Genomic DNA, 17,836 nt, shown 5'->3' with positions numbered 1-17,836 from the left:
TGACCTTCTATGAGGTTCCGACGTTCCTGCTGTTCCAGTCCCTCCTGGAGGCGCTCGCGTTCCTGGCGATCGCCGCTGTGGGTGTCTCGCGGGTGCGGCGGCACCCCTGGGCAGTGCTCGCCGTGCTCGGCGGCGCTCTCAGCGCGACACTCTCCGGCTATGCCTTCGCGGAGTACGCCGGGCTCCGCTGGCTCGACAGCACAACCCTTCTCGACTGGAGCGCCAGACACGAAGCCCTGCACGAGATCCTGGGCTGGCTCCGGGTCGCCGGGGTCGTGCTGATCGCGATCGCTTTTGCCCTGCGATCTCGCACGCGGACGGCACCCGCGGCGGCGCTGTGACTGGTCGCGGCGGGGAGTAGCGTGTGCTGCCCACCCTGGCCCTGCTGACCACCATCACGGCGGTCCTCTCGTCGCTCACCGCGACCCTGCTGGCGAGCGCGGTCGCGATCCCGATCGTCGGCCGGTTCGAGAGCGGACGGCTGCGGCGGCCGACCATCCTGGCCGGACTGCTCGTCGTCACGCTGGGCACCGCTCTGGCGATCGTGCCGACGTCGTACGGCGTGCTCGTCGCCGGTCGCGCGATGCAGGGCATCGGGATGGCGTCAACCAGGTGCTGCGCTACCTCGGGTTCCCCATCGGCAGCGCAGTGAGCGTGGCCCCGGTGGTTGCGCGACACTGACCGCGTGCTCCTCGACATCCAGCTCGACGCCCGCCCCGATCTCGCGGTCGCCCGGGCTCGCGAGCTCGCCGCGACCGGGATCGCCGGACTGTTCACCTTCGAGGGACCGCACGACGTGTTCCTGCCGCTGGCCGCGGCGGCGGCCGCCGGGGTCGAGACCGACCTGATGACGAACGTCGCGATCGCGATGCCGCGCAGCCCGATGCACCTCGCCAACACGGCGTACGACCTGCAGCTGATGTCCAGCGGGCGGTTCCGGCTCGGGCTGGGGTCGCAGATCAAGCCGCACATCGAGAAGAGGTACGGCGCGACCTGGTCGCCGCCCGCGGCCCGGATGCGCGAGATCGTGCTGGCGGTCAAGGCAATCCTCGGCTCCTGGCAGGACGGGACGCCGCTGCACTTCGAGGGCGAGCACACCCGGCATACGCTGATGCCGCCGACGTTCGTGCCGGGTCCGAGCCCGTACGGCGTGCCGCCTGTCCTCCTCGGCGCCCTCGGGCCGGTGATGACCCGGACCGCCGCGGATGTGGCCGACGGGCTGCTGGTGATGCCGTTCCACAGCCACCAGCACTTCCGGACCCGGACGCTGCCGGCCGTCGACGAGGGCCTGAGCCGCTCGGGTCGTCGTCGTGAGGACTTCTCGATCCTGCCGCAGGCGATCGTGGCGATGGGGCGCACCTCCGCCGAGATGGAAGCGGCCGTCGCGGGGGTTCGTGGACTGCTGGCGTTCTACGGATCGACCCCGGCGTACGTGCCGGTGCTCGAGGCCGAGGGCTGGGAGGGCGTGCAGCCCGAGCTCAACCGGCTGTCGAAGACCGGCGACTTCGGCGCGATGTTCGAGCTGGTGACCGACGAGATGCTCGCGACCCTCGCCGTACGCGGGACGCCGGAGGAGTGCGCCGCCGAGATCGGCCGACGGTTCGGGGACGTCGCCGAACGGGTGTGCTGCTACTTCCCGGGCTACGAGCCGCCGATGGGGCAGATTGCGGACCTGGCTGGCGCGCTGCGCGGCATGTAACGCGGTGTTATGGGGTCCATGAACCCGTCAGAACGGGGTGACCAGATGCCATAACCCCGCGTTACAAGCCAGATCTGGCTCCGCCGGACCGACGCAGCGTCCCCGGCGAGGTCGCCTGGATCGCGATCCCGCAGAACCCGGCGACCAGCAGCAGGATCAGGGCCTTCGACGCGGGCTCGGGAAGCAACGGCGCGAACAGCACCGAGACCGCGTGAGCGATCAGTGCCAGCGGCACCCAGCGCGGGGTCGCGCGGGCGCGCAGCAGCGCGACGCCGAGCAGCAGCTCGCCGAGGTAGAGCGCGGCGATCCAGCCGATCAGGAAGACCGTCAGACCGGCTTCGGAGGTCGCGTCCTCGAGTCCCTGGTGACTCAGCGCGTCGGTGATCACGAGCGAGCGGAAGAAGACCATCAGCATCGAGAACCCGGCGGTGCCGATGAACCCGATCTCGAGGACGATCGCGCTGACCAGGGCGAGGGCCCAGCCGCGGCGGTCGAAGAGCGTGAAGATCGTCGGCAGCCCCAGCGTCAGGCACACCGAGGCCAGGAACAGGATCGCCGCGACGGTCAGCCACTGCCCACCCTGGTGCTGCACGATCCGCAGCGTTTCGGCGGTCCCGTCGGACGAGGGCAGCAGGAAGGAGCCCAGACACAGGGCCAGTGCCCCGGTGACGAGCAACGCTGCCGAGATCGGGAGCCAGTCCATCCGCACGAGCACACCGTAGGGCTCTGACCACCGGTCCGAGTGACAATCCGGCAGACGCTCAGACCAGCTCGGCCAGCCGGTGCACCTGGCCGACATCGGAGTGGGTCGGGATCAGCTGCACCTCGTCGCAGCCGAGATCTTCGATGCGACGCAGCACGTCGCGCAGCTCGGCCGTCGTACCGGCGAACCCAGCAGTGGCGGCCAGCGCGTCGACGTACTGCTCGGGGATCCAGTTCATGTAGTGCCGCAGGTGCCGACGGACCTGCTCCCGCGCCTCGTCGGGCGCACCCAGAGCGAACCAGAACGACGTCGTGACCCGCGGCGTACGGCGCCCCTCGTCGGCCCATGCCGCCCGGGTCAGGTCGAACACCCGAGCCATCTCGGCGAGGTCGACGTCGAGGGACATCCCGGCCAGCCCGTCCGCCCACGCAGCAGCCGACCGGATCGTGCGCGGCCCGAGGGTGCCGACCAGCAGCTCCGGCCCGCCGGACTGCACCGGGGCCGGGCCGACCGGCCGCTCGGAGTCGACGACCTTCTCCCCCGCCCAGACCCGCTTCATCACCGCGACCCGGTCGGCCATGTCGCCCATGGTCTTGGTGCTCAGCGGCGCGCCCGCGGCGCGGTAGTCCTCCTCGCGTCCGCCGACGCCCAGCCCGACCGAGAGGCGACCCCGGCTGAGGCGGTCGCCGGTGGCGAGCGCCTTGGCGAGGGACACCGGGTCGTGCAGCTGAGGTACGACGACCGTCGTCGTCAGCCGCGCCCGCGAGGTCCAGGCGGCGACCGCGCCGAGCAGCGTCAGGGAGTCCGGATTGTCGAAGGCCATCCGCTCGCCCCAGCACAACGACGACCACGGCCCCTCGTCGACGGCGCGCGCCCACGACTCGAGGGTGTCGTCCGCCGACCAGAGGTCGGGCTCCATCACCGGCAACGTCATGCCCAGCTGCATGGCGGTCACCCTCCCACGGCCGACCCGGCGCGGGGGCGAGGCGTCCCCGTGGTCCGGGCACGGGTCCGCCCCGGCCCCCCATGGGGAGGGGACCGGGGCGGACGACTGGTTGGCGACTACTTCTTCTTCGCCTTCACCACCTTCACCGACTTCGCGGCAGAGGAGGCGCCGTACTTGCCGTCACCCGAGTAGGTGACGGTGACCTTCTTGGCGCCAGCGCCGGCGAGCTTCACCTTCTTGGTGATCTTGCCGGACGCCGGCACGGTGACCTTGGCGACCGTCTTCGCACCGAGCTTGATGGTCACCTTGCCGGTAGGCGCGACACCCTGGGCGACACCGGCGACCTTGACGGTCACCGTGACGGACTTGCCCGACGTGCCCTTGGCCGGGACGCTCACCGTCGCCTTCGACGCCGCCTTGGTCACCGTGTAGGTGACCGTGGAGGTGCTCGGCTCGTCGAGGTCGGAGCCGGAGTACGACGCGACCACGGCGTAGCTGCCGGGCACCAGCGATGCCGGCAGGGTGAACGTGCCACCCACCGTCACGGACACGGTGCCGCCGGACGAGCCGGCGACGGTGCCGGTGGCGCCGGTGCCGTACTTCGTGGTCGCCGCGGAGAGCGTGACCACGGTGGTGGTGACGCCCTTCGCCAAGGTGAACGCCACGACGTCGTGTGCGCAGGCAGGCGATCCGACGGCGGAGGACTGTCATCGATGGGCTCCCAGGACGATGGACAGCAGCGGAACGACGCGTTGCGGCGCCACTTCGTACCGACCGCTGCCGGTGCTTCGCAGCCAACCGGCGGCGACCAGTTGGCGCAGGTGGTGGTAGACCTGCCCGCTCGTGCCGAAGGCGTCGTCGGCGTCGCCCGTCGGCGCGGTCGCGTCGGTCACGGTGGCGGCGCCGCCGAGGAACCGCTGCAGCAGCGCGAGCCGGATCGGATTACGTTTCTGACATGGCACTCTCACCCCTGGTCCAGGAGGCGCGACACCAGTCCCTCGGCGACGTGCCGCGGCGGACGGCACGTCGTACGCCCGACAAGCTCGCGGTGATCCACGGGGAGGTCCGGTTGACCTTCGCCGAACTCGACGCCGTCGTGGACCGTACGGCGGCCGCACTCAACGCCAGCGGCCTCGTGGCGCGCGACTGCCTGGCGCTGCTGTGTCACAACTCCTGGCAGTACGTCGTGCTCAACTTCGCGTGTGCTCGGGCCGGCGTGATCCTGGTCCCGATCAACTTCATGCTCGGCGCGGAGGAGATCGCGTTCATCCTCGATCACAGCGGCGCGGCGGCGTTCGTGGTCGAGGACGCGCTGCTTCCGGTCGCGGAGCGCGCGCTCGCGGCGTCGAAGGGCGCGGCGACGACCCGCGCCGTGGTCCGCTTGGCCGACGGCGAGGTGCCCGATGGCTGGGCTGACCTGCAGGCCTGGCTCGACCACGACGGCGCGCCGTACCCCGTGATCCTCGACGACGACGACCCGGTGCGGATGATGTTCACCTCCGGCACCGAGTCGCGCCCGAAGGGTGCGCTGCTGTCGAGCAGGTCACTGATGTGGCAGTACGTGTCGTGCGCGATCGACGGGCAGATGAGCGCCGACGACATCGAGCTGCACACGATGCCGCTCTACCACTGCGCGCAGCTCGACTGCTTCCTCGGCGTCGACGTCTACCTCGGAGCCACCAGCATCATCCTGCCCGCACCCGAGCCGGGCGCGATCCTGCGGGCGATCGAGGAGCACCGGGTGACGAAGTTCTTCGCGCCGCCGACGATCTGGATCGCCCTGCTGCGCCACCCGGACTTCCACACTGCTGACCTGTCCTCGCTGCGCAAGGGCTACTACGGCGCCTCGCCGATGCCGGTCGCCGTGCTGGAGGAGATGCGCCGCCTGCTCCCCGACGTCGACCTCTGGAACTTCTACGGCCAGACCGAGATGGCTCCGCTCGCCACCATCCTCGGACCCGCGGAGCAGCTGACCCACCCCGGCTCGGCCGGTCGGGCGGCGCTCAACGTCGAGACGCGGATCGTCGACGACCAGGACCGACCCGTGCCGGCGGGGACGGTCGGCGAGATCGTGCACCGGTCGCCGCACGCGACGCTCGGCTACTACCGGGACCCGGAGAAGACCGCCGAAGCCTTCCGCGGTGGCTGGTTCCACTCCGGCGACCTCGGCTACCTCGACGACGGCGGCCGTCTCTACGTCGTCGACCGCAAGAAGGACATGATCAAGACCGGCGGCGAGAACGTCGCCAGCCGCGAGGTCGAGGAGGCGATCTACCAGCTCGACGGTGTGGCCGAGGTCGCCGTCTTCGGCGTCGACCACCCACGCTGGGTCGAGGCGGTCGCCGCGGTCGTCGTGGCCCAGGAGGGAGCGACCCTGACGCCCGACGCGGTCCTCGAGCACACCCGGTCGCTGATGGCCGGCTTCAAGACGCCCAAGTACGTCGTCGTCGCCGACGCGCTCCCGAAGAACCCGTCGGGCAAGATCCTCAAGCGCCAGCTGCGCGAGGACCACGCGGGCCTGGCGGCCGGCGAGTAGGTCGGCTCAGAGGTCGATCAGCGAGGTCGCGAGCGCCGTCCACAGCACGACGAGCAGCAGGAGGGCGACGAGCGACCTCCACACCAGCTGCTCGGCTGTGGCGTGACGACGGGACATGTCACCGACGCTAGATTTCGCAGTCGCGGCCGTCATCCCCAAGTTGAGGTATTGACCAGCCAGCGCGCGAGCAGGGTGCCGTCGGACTCCAGCAGCGTGTGCAGCCGCAGGGGTACGTCGACCTGCGGGCCCACCACGATCCGGGGATGCTCGCCGCCGACCAGCAGCGGCACCGTCGTCGTGCAGAGCTCGTCGACGACCCCGGTGGCGAGCAGGGTGCCGAGAAGCGACGGGCCTCCCTCGCACAGGATGTTCGTCCACCCGCGCTCCACCAACGACTGCCTGAACGCGATCGGGTCATCGAGCGATGACAGCTCCACCGAACCCGGAGCGGCTCCGCGCAGAGTCTCGGGAAGCTCGGCTCCTCGGCTGACCACCACGATCGGGCGGTCCGTCGGCCGGTAGCCCTCCGCCCGGGCCGTGCCCGCGCCGACCACGATGACGTCCGCGACCGAGCGGAGGTGGTCGAAGACCCGCTTGTCGGCGGCGTTGTTGAGCGAGCCGCTCTTCCCGGAGTCGCCGGTCGCGGCGCCGTCGACACTGCTCACCATGTTGACCCGGAGCCACGGCCGGTCGGCGGGCACGGCGTACAGCTCCTGGAGGTCGTCGGTCTGCGGTCCGACCAGCACCCTCACGCCTGCCACCTCATCACCCAGTACTGCACCCCGAACGGGTCGTCGTCGTAGTCGATCTGCGCCGGCGTGCCATCCGGCAGCACTTCTGGCAGCCGGGCGATCCCGTCGAGTGACGCCAAGAGGCTGCGCCCGAGGTCGAGATCCAGCCCGTTCACGTCACTCGACGCCAGCCCGGCTCGCAACGCGTCGTCGTACGCCGCCGCCCGTTCGTCGAGGTGCCCGGGCGCCCTCTCGCTCCGGCAGGCGGAGCCGTTGCCGACGACGAGGTACGACGCCGCGGTCCCTCCGCTGGTTGAGGTGCGAAGGCGCCCTGGTGCCTGAGCCTCGAAACCACCGCAAGCCTCGAGCAACGCCTTGGCCACCCGGGCCCCCTGCGGATCGGCGAGCACGGTGACCGGGCCGGACTCCAGCCACGCGATCGCACCAAGGCAGGCGGCTCGCAGCTCCGCGACCGGGTCCTCGAGGCCGGCGTACTCCGGCAGCAGCGCGAGCACGCCCGGCACCAGCACCACCCTCGTCACTGCAGTCCCCGGATCGCGCGACGGGGCGGGCGCCGGCCCGCGATCGACGAGACCATGTCGACGACCTGGCGGGTCTCGACGACCTCGTGCACGCGGTAGATCCGGGCGCCGGCGAGGGCACAGATCGCGGTGGCGGCCAGCGTGCCCACGAGCCGCTCGCCCACCGGCAGGTCGAGAGTCTCGCCGACGAAGTCCTTGTTGGACAGCGAGACGAGCACGGGATAGCCGGTGTCGACCATCTCGCCGAGTCGGCGAGTGACCTCGAGGGAGTGGAAGGTGTTCTTGCCGAAGTCGTGAGCCGGGTCGATCACGACGGACTCCCGAGACACCCCAGCGGCGACGGCCCGCTCGGCGTACGCGACCGTGTCGGCGATCGCCGCGGCGACCACGTCGTCGTACTCGATCCGGTAGGGCCGCGTCCGGGGCGTCACGCCGCCGGTGTGGGTGCAGATCACGGCCGCGCCGCCCTCGGCCGCGGCATCGACGAGCTCCGGGTCGGCGCCGCCCCAGGCATCGTTGATGACGTCGGCCCCGACGGCGCAGACCGCGGCGGCCACCGACGCGCGCCACGTGTCGACCGAGATCACGAGGGTGGGGTACGCCGCCCGCACCCTGGCCACGAAGTCCACGACGCGGGACATCTCCTCGGCCGCGGAGATCTCGACGCCGGGAGCGGCCTTGATGCCGCCGATGTCGACGATCTCCGCACCCTGCGACACCACCAGCTCGACGCGGGAGAAGGCGCTGTCCTCGGCCCAGGTCGCGCCCCGGTCGTAGAAGGAGTCGGGGGTGCGGTTGACGATCGCCATCATCAGCGTCGCCTCGTCCTCGAAGGAGTGCCGCCCGAGCCGCAGCGTCATCGCAGCTCCACCTTCACAGCGTCCCGCGCAGGCGGGCGCTCCTCGATCGCGGGCCCGGCGCCGACCCGGGCCAGGGCGGCAGCGAGGATCTGGGTCGACATGCCACTCAGGTCGCGCAGGGACTGGTGCCGGTGGGCGCGTACGCCGAGGTCGACCTGCGCGATCGCCTCCAGACCTCGGGCCCGCTGGGTGTCGACGAGGGCGGCGAGCTCGACGGCGTACTCGTGCGGGACGTGCAGCTGCTCGAAGAGCGACCGACGCACCGCCCACTCCCCCGCCAGCGGCTGGTGCAGCCCGGACAGCTCCGGGAAGAGCAGCCGGATCAACGGCCTGGCGACCAGCTCGGTGACCCGACCACCCTCGAAGGGGACGGCGACGCCACCGTCGAGCATCGGGCGCTCGTAGAAGCCCTTGACCAGCTCGACCGCCGAGTCGGTGAGCAGCGGGCCGAGCAGCCCCGGCACGAAGTGCGTGTCCCAGTCGACCAGGTCGGCGTCCATGAAGACGAGGAGCTCCCCGGAGGTGACGAACAGTGACTTCCACATCGCCTCGCCCTTGCCCGGCCGAGTGCCGAGGTCGGGGCGGATCTCCGCGGACCGGTGCACGGTCGCGCCGGCGTCGGTCGCGACGGCGTACGTGTCGTCCGTGGAGTCGGAGTCGATGACCACGATCTCGTCGACGAGCGCGACGGTGTCCATCAGTGCCGAGCGGACCTGGGTGACTACGTCGCCGACGGTCGCGGCCTCGTTGCGCGCCGGGACGACGAGGCTGACCACCCGACCGCCCTTCGCCGCCACCAGGGACTCCAGGGTCCAGTCGTCCCAGTGGTGCGTGTGTCGCCGGAGCCACCCCTCGAGCTCGGCAGGCAGGGCAGCGTCGGGCACGCGATCGAGAGTAGACGACTGCGCCCACGGACCGACCCAAGGGCAAATTTGACCATCAGGGTCATATCCGACAGCAGTTGTCGGGTGTTTAGATCGAGTATGACTTCCAGCGACGAGCAGCCGCGGCGTGGCCGCGGCCGACCACGGTCGCCGGGTGCGGAGGAGAAGATCCTGCATGCCGCACTCGAGGAGTACACCGAGCACGGCTGGGCCGGGTTCACCATGGACGGCGTCGCGCGCCGGGCCGGCTTCGGCAAGTCCACCCTCTACCTGCGCTGGGCCGACAAGGACGCCTTGCTCACTGACGCCGTGCGCCTGCGCACCCGGGTCATCCTCGAGGTGGACACCGGCTCCCTGCACGGCGACCTGACGGCCCTGGCGACCGCGGCCTTCCGGGAGTACGCCGACCCCGAGGGGTGGGCGCGGTTCCGGATGCTGATCGACACCGCGAGCGCGAGCCAGCCGCTCGGTCAGTTCACCCGCGAGCTGAGCGGACGGCACCGTGAGGTCATCGAGGGGGTCTTCCAGCGCGCGCGGGACCGGGGCGAGTTCAGCGGCGACGTGGCGCCGTTGTCCGTCACCGACCTGATCTACGGCGCCGGCCTGTTCTTCGCGCTCGGCCGTCGGCTCGACCACCGGCAGGTCGAGGAGGAGGAGCTCACCGCCCGGGTGGCCGACGTCGTGAACGTCGTCCTCGACGGTCTGATCCGTCGACCCCCAGCCGAGAAATAGCCGTTCGGGCCATTCCGACGGCAGGTGTCTGATGTTTCAATCACCGGCATGACTTCGGGGGAAGCGCCGCGGCGCGGTCGCGGCCGGCCGCGCACGCCTGGTGCTGAGGAGAAGATCCTCACCGCTGCCCTGGACGAGTACGGCGAGCGCGGCTGGGCCGGCTTCACCATGGACGGCGTCGCGCGCCGCGCCGGCGTCGGCAAGTCGACGGTCTATCTGCGCTGGGCCGACAAGGACGCGCTGCTCACCAACGCTGTCACCAACCGAGGGATGGAGCTCACCGCGGTCGACACGGGCAGTTTCGAGGGCGATCTGAAGCAGCTGGCCGTCAACATGCTGCGCCACTTCCACAGCTCTGGCGGCTGGGCGGCCATGCGGGTGACCTTCGACTGCGCCAGCTCGCCGGAGCGCCTGGGCGACTTCTCCGAGGCCGTGAGCCAGGTGCACGGCCGTCAGGTCGAGCAGATCTGTCTCCGAGCCGTCGAGCGTGGCGAGATGATCGAGGACTTCCCGCTCGGCGTCGTCACCGAGACGATCTACGGCGCCGCAATCGTCAACTCACTCTCCGAGCGGCTCGAGGGCCGGACGGACGGCGACGCCGCGATCGAGACCCGTGCCGCGTTCGTCGTCGCGATGGTGCTGGACGGCATCGCCACCGAGCAGGCACGCCGCACCTCTCCCAGCGGCGAACCTCACTCGTAGCCGAGGATCTCCCGGCGCTTCTCGCCCCAGGCGAGGGCCGACGCGATCGCGTCGTCGAGGGACAGGCCGGCGCGCCAGTCGAGGAGCTCGGTCGCCCGGTCGACGTTGGCGAACGCGCCCACCGCGTCGCCCGGCCGCCCGGCCGCCTCGGCGGTCGGGACCTGCTGGCCGAAGACACCCTCGAAGGCGGAGATCAGCTCGCGCACGGTGACCCCCTCCCCGGTCCCGACGTTGATCACGACGCTGGTCGCGTCGACCTGCGCGAGCACGTCGTCGAACCGCTCGACCGCGCGCACGTGAGCGCGCGCGAGATCCCAGACATGGATGTAGTCGCGGATGCCGGTGCCGTCGCGCGTAGGCAGGTCCGTGCCGGTGATGGTGAAGGAGTCCTTCTGCCCACGGGCGGCCATCACGAGCTGGCCGAGCACGTGCGACGGCTCCTTGGCGTAGATCCCGGACTCCAGGTCGGGGTCGGAGCCGATCGGGTTGAAGTAGCGCAGGATGATCGCGCGCAGGTCGGTGGCGGCCGCCATGTCGATCAGGACCTGCTCCATCATTCCCTTCGTCCGCGCGTACGGGGACTGCGGCGCGAGCGGGTCCTCCTCGGTGACCTCGAAGCTGTCCTTCGTGGCGTAGAGCGATGCGGACGACGAGAAGAGCACCCGCGGCTTGCCGACGGCGTTGAGCTCGTCGAAGAGCTCCAGCGACTTGGCGACGTTGTCCTTGTAGTACTCGTACGGCTTCTCGACCGACTCGGGCACCACGATCCGGGCGGCCATGTGGATGGTGGCGTCGAGGTCGGGGTGCTCGTCGACGATGCGCCGGACCAGGGACCGGTCGCCGATGTCTCCCTCGTAGAAGATCCGGTCCCGCACGAACGCGTGCGGCCCCGTCAGCAACGAGTCGAGGATGACGGGCGTGTGCCCGGCCTCGATCAGGGCCTTCGCCGTCGTCGAGCCGATATAGCCGGCGCCGCCGGTCACCAGGATCTTCATGCGCCCAACCCTACGGCGGCGCGGTGGTTGAGTCCCCGGCGGTCGAGGAGGTCGCGCTGGCAACCGTCTCGAATACCCGCGGCGGGCGGCGATGGTTCCGAAAGCCGACGAGCAGCGTCAGGGCGCTCGCCAGTCCGGGTCGCGACCGATGAACCCGATCAGCTTCGTCTGCGGGTCGGCATCGGCCGCCACCTCGACACGCGGGCCGTACTGACCACTGGCTCGGAGCACCTCGTCCATCGGCTCCATGCCGGCGAGCATCACCGCGCAGGTCTCGGCGTCGAGCGTCTCGTCCTGTCCGGTCGCCCGGGCGAGGTCCCAGGTGTGCATGAAGACGTCGGCCGTGTAGAAGCGGTCGACCGCCTCCGGCACGGGTACGTCGCCGATGTGCGGGTTGGTCAGCACCCGACCGGCGTACGCCGGATCGTCGAGCAGGCCCTGCACCGCGGCCGCATGTGCGTGCCAGGCGGCGACAGGATCGTCGTCCACCGACGGACCCGCCGCGAGCCGGATGCCGGTGCCGGCCTCCAGGAAGCCGGGGAACCAGTCGACGAGATGTCCGACCACGTCGCGGGCCGTCCAGCCGTCCACGGGCGCCGGGGCGTCCCAGTCGGTCGTCGCGTCGACACGTCGGGTGAAGCCGTCCGCCACTTCGCGGTGGTGGTCGGCCGGGGTCGTCACCGCTCCCCCTCGAGGAGCTCGTCGAGCTGCTCGTAGCCCTCGAGGACTCCGGTCTCCATGCCGCTGGCCATCATCTGGTCGCGGATCTCCATCGACTCGACCACCGACTGGGCGGTCACCCGGCAGCGGCCGCCGTCGAGCTCCTCGAACGTCATGGTCTCCAGGCTCACGCCGTCGGGGTTGCCGTCGAACGCCCAGGTCTGCACGATCCGCTCCGCGGGACGGACCTCGTGGAACGACCCCCAGAACCCCATGGTGAAGTCGTCACCCGCGCGGCTCGCCGTGTAGCGCCACTCCCCACCCGTCCGCGCGTCCCACCGGTCGACCGTGGTGTCGATGCTGCGCGGGCCGCACCACTGGGCGAAGAGCTCCGGGTCGACGAACGCACGGAAGACCCGCTCCGGTGGCGCCTCGAACTCGCGGATGATGCGGATGACCGGCAGGTCCGGCACCGCCTCGATCTGGGTCTGGTTCTGCGTCTTCATGATGCTGCTCCCTCCGCCTCGTCGTTGTCGTCGCTCTCGTCCATGGCGGCCAGTACGGCGTCGAGCCGACTGAACCGCTCCTCCACCTGCTGCCGGTAGCGCGCGATCCACTTCGTCATCAGGTCGAGCACCTCCGCCTCGAGGTGGACCGGCCGGCGCTGCGCGTCTCGGCTACGACTCACCAGCCCGGCCTCCTCGAGCACCTTGAGGTGCTTGGAGACCGCCTGCACGGTCACGTCGTACGGCGCCGCCAGGTCGCCCACGCTCGCGTCGCCATCAGCGGCGAGCCGGGCGACCAGGTCGCGCCTCGTAGGGTCGGCCAGGGCCTGGAACGCCCGGGACAGCTGGTCGGTCACGCGATCTCCCTCGTCATTCAACCTATTGGTTGAATGACGAGCCTGCCATCGTCTCACGAGGTTGTCAACCAATCGGTTGCACAAATGGTGAGCGCGGGTTCGCTCAGGTCCTCAGGCAAGGCGCCGATGTGAGCGGCATGATCCTGGTGTTCTCATCCGACGACGACTCGGAGTCGCTGGCCACCCCGTTCGAGGAGTGGTGCGCGTCGATGGACCTCCACCCCGAGGACTCGCGCGCGTGGCCGCTCTACGAGCACAGCATCGGGGTGGAGACGAGTCACATCCCGACGGCGTCGTAGTCGCGGACCGTCCCGGCGAACTCGTCATCGGTCTCGCCGGCCCGGAAGGCCCGCCCCACGACGACGGCCACGGGCAGCGGGACCAGGCACCACAATGCGACCCCGAGGGCTACGAGCACGAGAGCGGTCATGACCTCAGTGTGACCACGATCACGGTCTGACAAACACCCGCCACACGACCAGTCTTCAAGGGCGGGCATCGGACATCCCACGGACGCACGTCCTTGCACTGGATGTAACAAATCCCACCTAAGGTTGTCGACTGTTCGGCTGCACAGTCTCGATCCATCGTGCAGAGTTCAGCATGGCTAATCACGGGGGGCTTCGCTGCGAAAACCAACACGCTCGAGGCATTGCATGGGACTGATATGACGCTTCTTTCGGTCAAGAGGACACGCACTCTCGGACCTCCTAGTCGCGCGCTCCACTACCTCCCCGTCTCGGCCCTGGTCCTCGACCTCCTGGTGATGGTCGGTGTCTTCGCGCTCGCGATCCTCGGCCGCAACCGGCTCGACGTCTTCGACAACACCTCTGACGTCACGGCCACGCTGCAAGTCGCCGGCCCACTCATGCTGCTCGGCTGGCTGGTGCTGATCGCCGCCCTCGGCGGCTACCGCAACGACGTCTTCGGCGCCGGCACCGACGAGTACAAGCGCGTGTTCAACGCCAGCCTGATGACCGCCGGGTTGGTCGGCGTGGCCTCCTACCTCACGAAGTTCCAGCTCTCCCGGGGCTTCTTCCTGCTCGCCTTCGGCATAGGTGTGCCCGCACTCCTCGTAGGTCGATTCGTGCTGCGGCAGGCCATGCACCGGGCCCGCCGGCAGGGCTATCTCCAGCACCGCGTCCTGATCGCTGGCTCAGACGTGCACGTGGACGAGATCGCTGCGGTGTTGCGGCGCGAGCCCTGGCTCGGCTACGAGGTCGTCGGCGCTCTACTTCCCGCTGGCCAGACTCGAGACCAGACGGGCTCGGGGCTGCCGGTCGTAGGCGCTTGCGAGGATGTGACTGCCGTCGTACGCGACTCGGATGCGGACATCATCTTCTTCGCCGGCGGCGCCCTCACGTCCGCCGCGCAGCTCCGGCAGGTCGCCTGGGACTTGGAGAAGGACGAGGTCCAGGTCGTCGTCGCGCCGAGCGTCAGCGACATCTCGAGCGAGCGGGTCCGGGTTCGGCCGGTCGGTGGCCTACCGCTGATGCACATCGACCCGCCTCGCTCGACGGACGCGTCGAGCATCGGCAAGCGCACCTTCGACGTGGTCGGGTCCTTGGCGCTCATCATCGCGTTCACACCGCTCTTCCTGTTCGCCGCCGCGCGCATCAAGCTCTACGACCGCGGGCCGGTCCTTTTCCGCCAAACCCGCATCGGCAAGGGCGGCGAGGAGTTCACCTGCCTCAAGTACCGGACCATGGTCGTGAACGCCGACGAGCTGATCGCCCAGCTGCAGGTGGACGTCGGGCAGAGCGCTCTGCTGTTCAAGATGAAGGACGACCCGCGCATCACCAAGCCGGGCAAGTGGATCCGTCGATACTCGGTCGACGAGCTCCCGCAGCTGTTCAACGTCCTGCGCGGCGACATGAGCCTGGTCGGCCCGCGGCCGCAGGTCGCCCGCGAGGTTGCTCTGTACAAGGGACCGATGTCGCGCCGGCTCCGGGTGCGACCCGGCATGACGGGGTTGTGGCAGGTCTCCGGCCGCAGCGAGCTCAGCGTCGAGGAAGCCATCCGGCTCGACCTCTACTACGTCGACAACTGGTCGCTGGTCCAGGATGTCTCCATCCTGGGCCGCACGGTCGGCGCCGTCTTCGGCTCCCGCGGCGCCTACTGACTCCGTACTGTCCCGCCGTACGGACGCGTCCGGCACAATCCCAGGCATGCCGACCGCACTCATCACCGGGATCACCGGCCAGGACGGGCTCTACCTGGCCGAGCTCCTGCTCGCCAAGGGGTACGACGTCCACGGGGTCATCCGGGGGCAGAACAACCCCAAGCGGGACCTGGTCGAGGAGTTGCTGCCCGACGTACGCCTGCACAACGGTGACCTCACCGACATGTCGAGCCTGATCCGAGCGCTGCGCGACTCCGACCCCGACGAGGTCTACAACCTCGGCGCCGTCTCGTTCGTCGCCTACTCGTGGGAGAACGCGGCGCTGACCACCGACGTCACCGCCAAGGGCGTGCTCAACATGCTCGAGGCGGTCCGGCTGCACGCAGGCGACGCCCCCGATGGCCTCCGCTTCTACCAGGCGTCCAGCTCGGAGATGTTCGGGAAGGTGCAGGAGGTGCCCCAGCACGAGCGCACCCTGCTCTGGCCGCGGTCGCCGTACGGCGTGAGCAAGGTCTTCGGCCACTACATGACGATCAACTACCGCGAGTCGTACGGCATGCACGCGTCCTCGGGCATTCTCTTCAACCACGAGTCGCCGCGTCGAGGACCCGAGTTCGTGACCCGCAAGATCAGTGAGGCCGTCGCTCGGATCAAGCTGGGCATCCAGGACCACGTGGTCCTGGGCAATCTCGACGCCGAGCGCGACTGGGGCTTCGCCGGCGACTACGTGGAGGCGATGTGGCTGATGCTGCAGCAGCCACAGGCCGACGACTACGTGGTCGCGACCGGGGAGACCCACTCGATCCGAGACTTCCTCGACGCGGCGTTCGCCCACGTCGGCATCGACGACTGGGCGCCGTACGTCCGTCAGGACGAGCGGTTCATGCGCCCCGCCGAGGTCGACCACCTGATCGGGGACGCGAGCAAGGCGCGCGACGTGCTCGGCTGGAAGCCCAAGGTGTCCTTCCGAGAGCTCGTCGCGATGATGGTCGACGCGGACCTGGCTGCCACCCGGCAGGGCTGGTGAGCCGGTGACGCAGCGAGGAGGCCGCGCGTTCATCACGGGGATCAGCGGCCAGGACGGCAGCTACCTCGCCGAACGGCTCAACTCCGACGGCGTCGAGGTGCACGCGCTCGCCAACGTCCACGAGCCGTTGCCGGACGCCCCGGGCGTCGAGCTGCACTCCGGCGACCTGACCGACATCGACGCCGTACGCCGCCTGGTCCTCGACCTTGCGCCCGACGAGATCTACAACCTGGCCGCGCTGAGCTCGGTCGCGCAGTCCTGGGAGCAGCCGGACCTGACCGCCCGGCTCAACGGCGTGGCCGCGGCGGCGTTGATGGAGTCGGCGTGGCGGTCCCAGCAGCGGTCCGGGCGGTCGGTGCGGTTCGTCCAGGCCTCCAGCGCGGAGATCTTCGGCGAGCCCGACCGGTCACCGCAGGACGAGACCACCACGGTCCGCCCGATCAACCCGTACGGCGCCGCGAAGGCGTTCGCGCACCTGAGCGCCCACGTCTACCGCCAGCGCGGCCTGCACGCAGTCGGCGTCATCCTCTACAACCACGAGTCCCCTCGCCGCCAACGTCATTTCGTGACTCGCAAGATCACGGCGGCCGTCGCCGAGATCGCCCGCGGGCGTGCGGAGAGGTTCACCCTCGGCAACCTGGATGCCCGGCGCGACTGGGGCTGGGCTCCCGACTACGTGGACGCGATGGTGCGGGCCGCCCGCGCCGACGACGCGACCGACTTCGTGGTGGCGACCGGGATCAGCCACTCGGTCCGCGACTTCGTGGCCGCCGCCTGCTCCCACGCCGGCGTCTCCGACTGGGAGGATCGGATCGAGGTGGACGCGGCGTTGGTCCGGCCTGCCGACGCCACCGAGCTGGTCGGCGACGCGTCGCGGGCCCGCCGGCTGCTCGGCTGGGAGCCCACGACGCCGTTCTCCGAGATCGTGGGGCGGATGGTCGAGGCCGACCTGGCCGCGCTCGACGATCAGTCGGCGAGCAGCCCCATCAAGTAGGTGCCGTAGCCGCTCTTGAGCAGCGGCTCAGCTCGCGCCGCCAGCTCCTCGTTGCTCAGGAACCCCTGGCGCCAGGCAACCTCCTCGGGACAGCCGATCTTGGTGCCCTGCCGGTGCTCGATCGCTCGCACGTAGTTGCCGGCCTCGTTGAGGTCGTCGATGGTGCCGGTGTCGAGCCAGGCCACGCCCCGCGGGAGCACCTCGACCTGGAGATTGCCCTCGTCGAGGTAGGTGCGGTTGAGGTCGGTGATCTCGAGCTCGCCGCGCGCCGACGGCTGCAGGGCCTTCGCCCGGTCGGCGACCGTCTGGTCGTAGAAGTAGAGGCCCGGGACCGCGAAACTGCTCTTCGGCTTCGCGGGCTTCTCTTCCAGCGACAGCGCTCGGCCCTCGTCGTCGAACTCCACGACGCCGTACGCCGTGGGGTCGGCGACCCGGTAGCCGAACACCGCGGCGCCGTCCAGCTCCTTGAAGCGAGCCAGCTGGGTGCCCAGACCCGGTCCGTAGAAGAGGTTGTCGCCCAGCACCAGACCGGCGCTGCCGCCCTGGATGTGCTCCTCGCCGATCAGGAACGCCTGGGCGAGCCCATCGGGGCTCGGCTGCACGGCGTACGTGATCGAGATGCCGAACTGGCTGCCGTCACCCAGCAGCCGCACGAACTGGTCGGCCTCGTGGGGGGTCGTGATGACCAAGACGTCGCGGATCCCTGCGAGCATCAGCGTCGACAGCGGGTAGTAGATCATCGGCTTGTCGTAGACCGGCATCAGCTGCTTGCTCACCGCGAAGGTGATGGGGTGCAGCCGGGAACCGGTGCCACCGGCCAGGATGATTCCGCGCATGGGCA

24 protein-coding genes are annotated in these 17,836 nt (G+C 70.0%); 10 read left to right on the top strand and 14 right to left on the bottom strand.

The genetic code is table 11. The annotated features are described in order from the left end of the window. The first annotated feature begins 77 nt into the window (after positions 1-77). The 3 genes from ABEA33_RS13135 to ABEA33_RS13125 are packed head-to-tail and all read left to right on the top strand — an operon-like array spanning position 78 to position 1,699. Positions 78-341 (top strand): hypothetical protein, encoded by a 264-nt coding sequence (locus tag ABEA33_RS13135; protein ID WP_345527234.1) that lies wholly within the window; start codon positions 78-80, stop codon positions 339-341. A gap of 23 nt (positions 342-364) precedes the next feature. Then, positions 365-652: an MFS transporter gene (locus ABEA33_RS13130; RefSeq protein WP_345527233.1), complete on the top strand. Its 288-nt coding sequence runs from the start codon at positions 365-367 to the stop codon at positions 650-652. Positions 653-685: 33 nt separating this feature from the next. Further along, positions 686-1,699, top strand: a complete 1,014-nt coding sequence (locus tag ABEA33_RS13125) for a TIGR03617 family F420-dependent LLM class oxidoreductase (protein ID WP_345527232.1) — start codon at positions 686-688, stop codon at positions 1,697-1,699. A gap of 61 nt (positions 1,700-1,760) precedes the next feature. Here the strand turns inward: ABEA33_RS13125 and ABEA33_RS13120 are convergent, their stop codons facing one another. The 4 genes from ABEA33_RS13120 to ABEA33_RS13105 form a co-directional block, all read right to left on the bottom strand. After that, on the bottom strand, positions 1,761-2,408 hold the full coding sequence (locus ABEA33_RS13120; RefSeq protein ID WP_345527231.1) for a hypothetical protein: 648 nt from the start codon (positions 2,406-2,408) through the stop codon (positions 1,761-1,763). 52 nt (positions 2,409-2,460) lie between these two features. Next, positions 2,461-3,348, bottom strand: coding sequence for an LLM class flavin-dependent oxidoreductase (locus tag ABEA33_RS13115; RefSeq protein ID WP_345527230.1), 888 nt, complete (start codon positions 3,346-3,348; stop codon positions 2,461-2,463). Between the two features lie 116 nt (positions 3,349-3,464). Then, on the bottom strand, positions 3,465-4,013 hold the full coding sequence (locus ABEA33_RS13110; protein WP_345527229.1) for an Ig-like domain repeat protein: 549 nt from the start codon (positions 4,011-4,013) through the stop codon (positions 3,465-3,467). Positions 4,014-4,055: 42 nt separating this feature from the next. Next, the gene (locus tag ABEA33_RS13105) at positions 4,056-4,310 is read right to left on the bottom strand and encodes an ArsR/SmtB family transcription factor (protein ID WP_345527228.1); all 255 of its coding nucleotides are present in this window, start codon (positions 4,308-4,310) and stop codon (positions 4,056-4,058) included. On the opposite strand from ABEA33_RS13105, the gene ABEA33_RS13100 reads away from it, so the two are divergent. Further along, positions 4,304-5,884, top strand: coding sequence for an acyl-CoA synthetase (locus ABEA33_RS13100; RefSeq protein ID WP_345527227.1), 1,581 nt, complete (start codon positions 4,304-4,306; stop codon positions 5,882-5,884). The genes ABEA33_RS13105 and ABEA33_RS13100 overlap by 7 nt on opposite strands. Before the next feature lie 149 nt (positions 5,885-6,033). On the opposite strand, the gene ABEA33_RS13095 is transcribed toward ABEA33_RS13100, so the two are convergent. The 4 genes from ABEA33_RS13095 to ABEA33_RS13080 are packed head-to-tail and all read right to left on the bottom strand — an operon-like array spanning position 6,034 to position 8,901. Then, the gene (locus ABEA33_RS13095; protein ID WP_345527226.1) at positions 6,034-6,636 is read right to left on the bottom strand and encodes a dihydrofolate reductase family protein; all 603 of its coding nucleotides are present in this window, start codon (positions 6,634-6,636) and stop codon (positions 6,034-6,036) included. Continuing rightward, entirely contained in the window at positions 6,633-7,157 is a 525-nt protein-coding gene (locus tag ABEA33_RS13090) for a class III extradiol ring-cleavage dioxygenase family protein (protein WP_345527225.1), read from the bottom strand. Before ABEA33_RS13090 ends, ABEA33_RS13095 begins: the two co-directional genes overlap by 4 nt. Next, positions 7,154-8,017, bottom strand: coding sequence for a dihydropteroate synthase (gene folP / locus ABEA33_RS13085; protein WP_345527224.1), 864 nt, complete (start codon positions 8,015-8,017; stop codon positions 7,154-7,156). Before folP ends, ABEA33_RS13090 begins: the two co-directional genes overlap by 4 nt. Continuing rightward, positions 8,014-8,901: a glucosyl-3-phosphoglycerate synthase gene (locus ABEA33_RS13080; RefSeq protein WP_345527223.1), complete on the bottom strand. Its 888-nt coding sequence runs from the start codon at positions 8,899-8,901 to the stop codon at positions 8,014-8,016. The genes folP and ABEA33_RS13080 overlap by 4 nt, the downstream gene beginning before the upstream one ends. A gap of 99 nt (positions 8,902-9,000) precedes the next feature. Between ABEA33_RS13080 and ABEA33_RS13075 the strand changes: the two genes are divergently transcribed. Together ABEA33_RS13075 and ABEA33_RS13070 are read left to right on the top strand one after the other, a co-directional pair. After that, the gene (locus ABEA33_RS13075; protein ID WP_345527222.1) at positions 9,001-9,633 is read left to right on the top strand and encodes a TetR/AcrR family transcriptional regulator; all 633 of its coding nucleotides are present in this window, start codon (positions 9,001-9,003) and stop codon (positions 9,631-9,633) included. Positions 9,634-9,681: 48 nt separating this feature from the next. After that, positions 9,682-10,335 carry a TetR/AcrR family transcriptional regulator gene (locus ABEA33_RS13070; RefSeq protein ID WP_345527221.1) on the top strand — a complete coding sequence of 218 codons (654 nt, stop codon included), beginning with the start codon at positions 9,682-9,684 and terminating at the stop codon, positions 10,333-10,335. Here ABEA33_RS13070 and galE read toward each other — a convergent pair. From galE to ABEA33_RS13050, 4 genes are all read right to left on the bottom strand, one after another. Beyond that, positions 10,326-11,330, bottom strand: a complete 1,005-nt coding sequence (galE, locus tag ABEA33_RS13065; RefSeq protein ID WP_345527220.1) for a UDP-glucose 4-epimerase GalE — start codon at positions 11,328-11,330, stop codon at positions 10,326-10,328. The two genes, ABEA33_RS13070 and galE, sit on opposite strands and share 10 nt — an antisense overlap. Before the next feature lie 117 nt (positions 11,331-11,447). Then, on the bottom strand, positions 11,448-12,011 hold the full coding sequence (locus ABEA33_RS13060; RefSeq protein ID WP_345527219.1) for a TIGR03086 family metal-binding protein: 564 nt from the start codon (positions 12,009-12,011) through the stop codon (positions 11,448-11,450). Further along, a complete protein-coding gene (locus tag ABEA33_RS13055; RefSeq protein ID WP_345527218.1) occupies positions 12,008-12,496 on the bottom strand; it encodes an SRPBCC family protein in 489 nt (162 codons plus the stop codon). The genes ABEA33_RS13060 and ABEA33_RS13055 overlap by 4 nt, the downstream gene beginning before the upstream one ends. Beyond that, positions 12,493-12,852: an ArsR/SmtB family transcription factor gene (locus ABEA33_RS13050; RefSeq protein ID WP_345527217.1), complete on the bottom strand. Its 360-nt coding sequence runs from the start codon at positions 12,850-12,852 to the stop codon at positions 12,493-12,495. Before ABEA33_RS13050 ends, ABEA33_RS13055 begins: the two co-directional genes overlap by 4 nt. 128 nt (positions 12,853-12,980) lie before the next feature. Between ABEA33_RS13050 and ABEA33_RS13045 the strand changes: the two genes are divergently transcribed. Further along, complete coding sequence (locus tag ABEA33_RS13045; protein WP_345527216.1) at positions 12,981-13,151, top strand: hypothetical protein; 171 nt, start codon at positions 12,981-12,983, stop codon at positions 13,149-13,151. On the opposite strand, the gene ABEA33_RS13040 is transcribed toward ABEA33_RS13045, so the two are convergent. Next, on the bottom strand, positions 13,130-13,282 hold the full coding sequence (locus ABEA33_RS13040; RefSeq protein WP_345527215.1) for a hypothetical protein: 153 nt from the start codon (positions 13,280-13,282) through the stop codon (positions 13,130-13,132). The genes ABEA33_RS13045 and ABEA33_RS13040 overlap by 22 nt on opposite strands. A 237-nt stretch (positions 13,283-13,519) precedes the next feature. On the opposite strand from ABEA33_RS13040, the gene ABEA33_RS13035 reads away from it, so the two are divergent. From ABEA33_RS13035 to ABEA33_RS13025, 3 genes are read left to right on the top strand one after another with little or no spacing between them, the layout of a single operon-like run. Next, positions 13,520-14,974, top strand: a complete 1,455-nt coding sequence (locus ABEA33_RS13035; protein ID WP_345527214.1) for a sugar transferase — start codon at positions 13,520-13,522, stop codon at positions 14,972-14,974. Positions 14,975-15,020: 46 nt separating this feature from the next. Next, positions 15,021-16,001: a GDP-mannose 4,6-dehydratase gene (gmd, locus tag ABEA33_RS13030; RefSeq protein WP_345527213.1), complete on the top strand. Its 981-nt coding sequence runs from the start codon at positions 15,021-15,023 to the stop codon at positions 15,999-16,001. Positions 16,002-16,005: 4 nt separating this feature from the next. After that, positions 16,006-16,995: a GDP-mannose 4,6-dehydratase gene (locus tag ABEA33_RS13025; protein ID WP_345527212.1), complete on the top strand. Its 990-nt coding sequence runs from the start codon at positions 16,006-16,008 to the stop codon at positions 16,993-16,995. Here the strand turns inward: ABEA33_RS13025 and rfbA are convergent. Beyond that, on the bottom strand, positions 16,968-17,831 hold the full coding sequence (gene rfbA, locus ABEA33_RS13020) for a glucose-1-phosphate thymidylyltransferase RfbA (protein WP_345527211.1): 864 nt from the start codon (positions 17,829-17,831) through the stop codon (positions 16,968-16,970). The two genes, ABEA33_RS13025 and rfbA, sit on opposite strands and share 28 nt — an antisense overlap. Between the last annotated feature and the right edge of the window lie 5 nt (positions 17,832-17,836).

The sequence above is a fragment of the Nocardioides endophyticus genome (assembly GCF_039543845.1).
In the GTDB taxonomy this organism is placed as follows: domain Bacteria; phylum Actinomycetota; class Actinomycetes; order Propionibacteriales; family Nocardioidaceae; genus Nocardioides; species Nocardioides endophyticus.
This window is presented reverse-complemented; position numbering and strand designations above follow the sequence as displayed.

Coding starts and splice junctions, on each gene's coding strand:
- ABEA33_RS13115 (WP_345527230.1), bottom strand. CDS start 3,348: ATGCAGCTGGGCATGACGTTGCCGGTGATGGAGCCCGACCTCTGGTCG.
- ABEA33_RS13100 (WP_345527227.1), top strand. CDS start 4,304: ATGGCACTCTCACCCCTGGTCCAGGAGGCGCGACACCAGTCCCTCGGC.
- ABEA33_RS13070 (WP_345527221.1), top strand. CDS start 9,682: ATGACTTCGGGGGAAGCGCCGCGGCGCGGTCGCGGCCGGCCGCGCACG.
- galE (WP_345527220.1), bottom strand. CDS start 11,330: ATGAAGATCCTGGTGACCGGCGGCGCCGGCTATATCGGCTCGACGACG.
- rfbA (WP_345527211.1), bottom strand. CDS start 17,831: ATGCGCGGAATCATCCTGGCCGGTGGCACCGGTTCCCGGCTGCACCCC.
- ABEA33_RS13040 (WP_345527215.1), bottom strand. CDS start 13,282: ATGACCGCTCTCGTGCTCGTAGCCCTCGGGGTCGCATTGTGGTGCCTG.
- folP (WP_345527224.1), bottom strand. CDS start 8,017: ATGACGCTGCGGCTCGGGCGGCACTCCTTCGAGGACGAGGCGACGCTG.
- gmd (WP_345527213.1), top strand. CDS start 15,021: ATGCCGACCGCACTCATCACCGGGATCACCGGCCAGGACGGGCTCTAC.
- ABEA33_RS13055 (WP_345527218.1), bottom strand. CDS start 12,496: ATGAAGACGCAGAACCAGACCCAGATCGAGGCGGTGCCGGACCTGCCG.
- ABEA33_RS13075 (WP_345527222.1), top strand. CDS start 9,001: ATGACTTCCAGCGACGAGCAGCCGCGGCGTGGCCGCGGCCGACCACGG.
- ABEA33_RS13035 (WP_345527214.1), top strand. CDS start 13,520: ATGACGCTTCTTTCGGTCAAGAGGACACGCACTCTCGGACCTCCTAGT.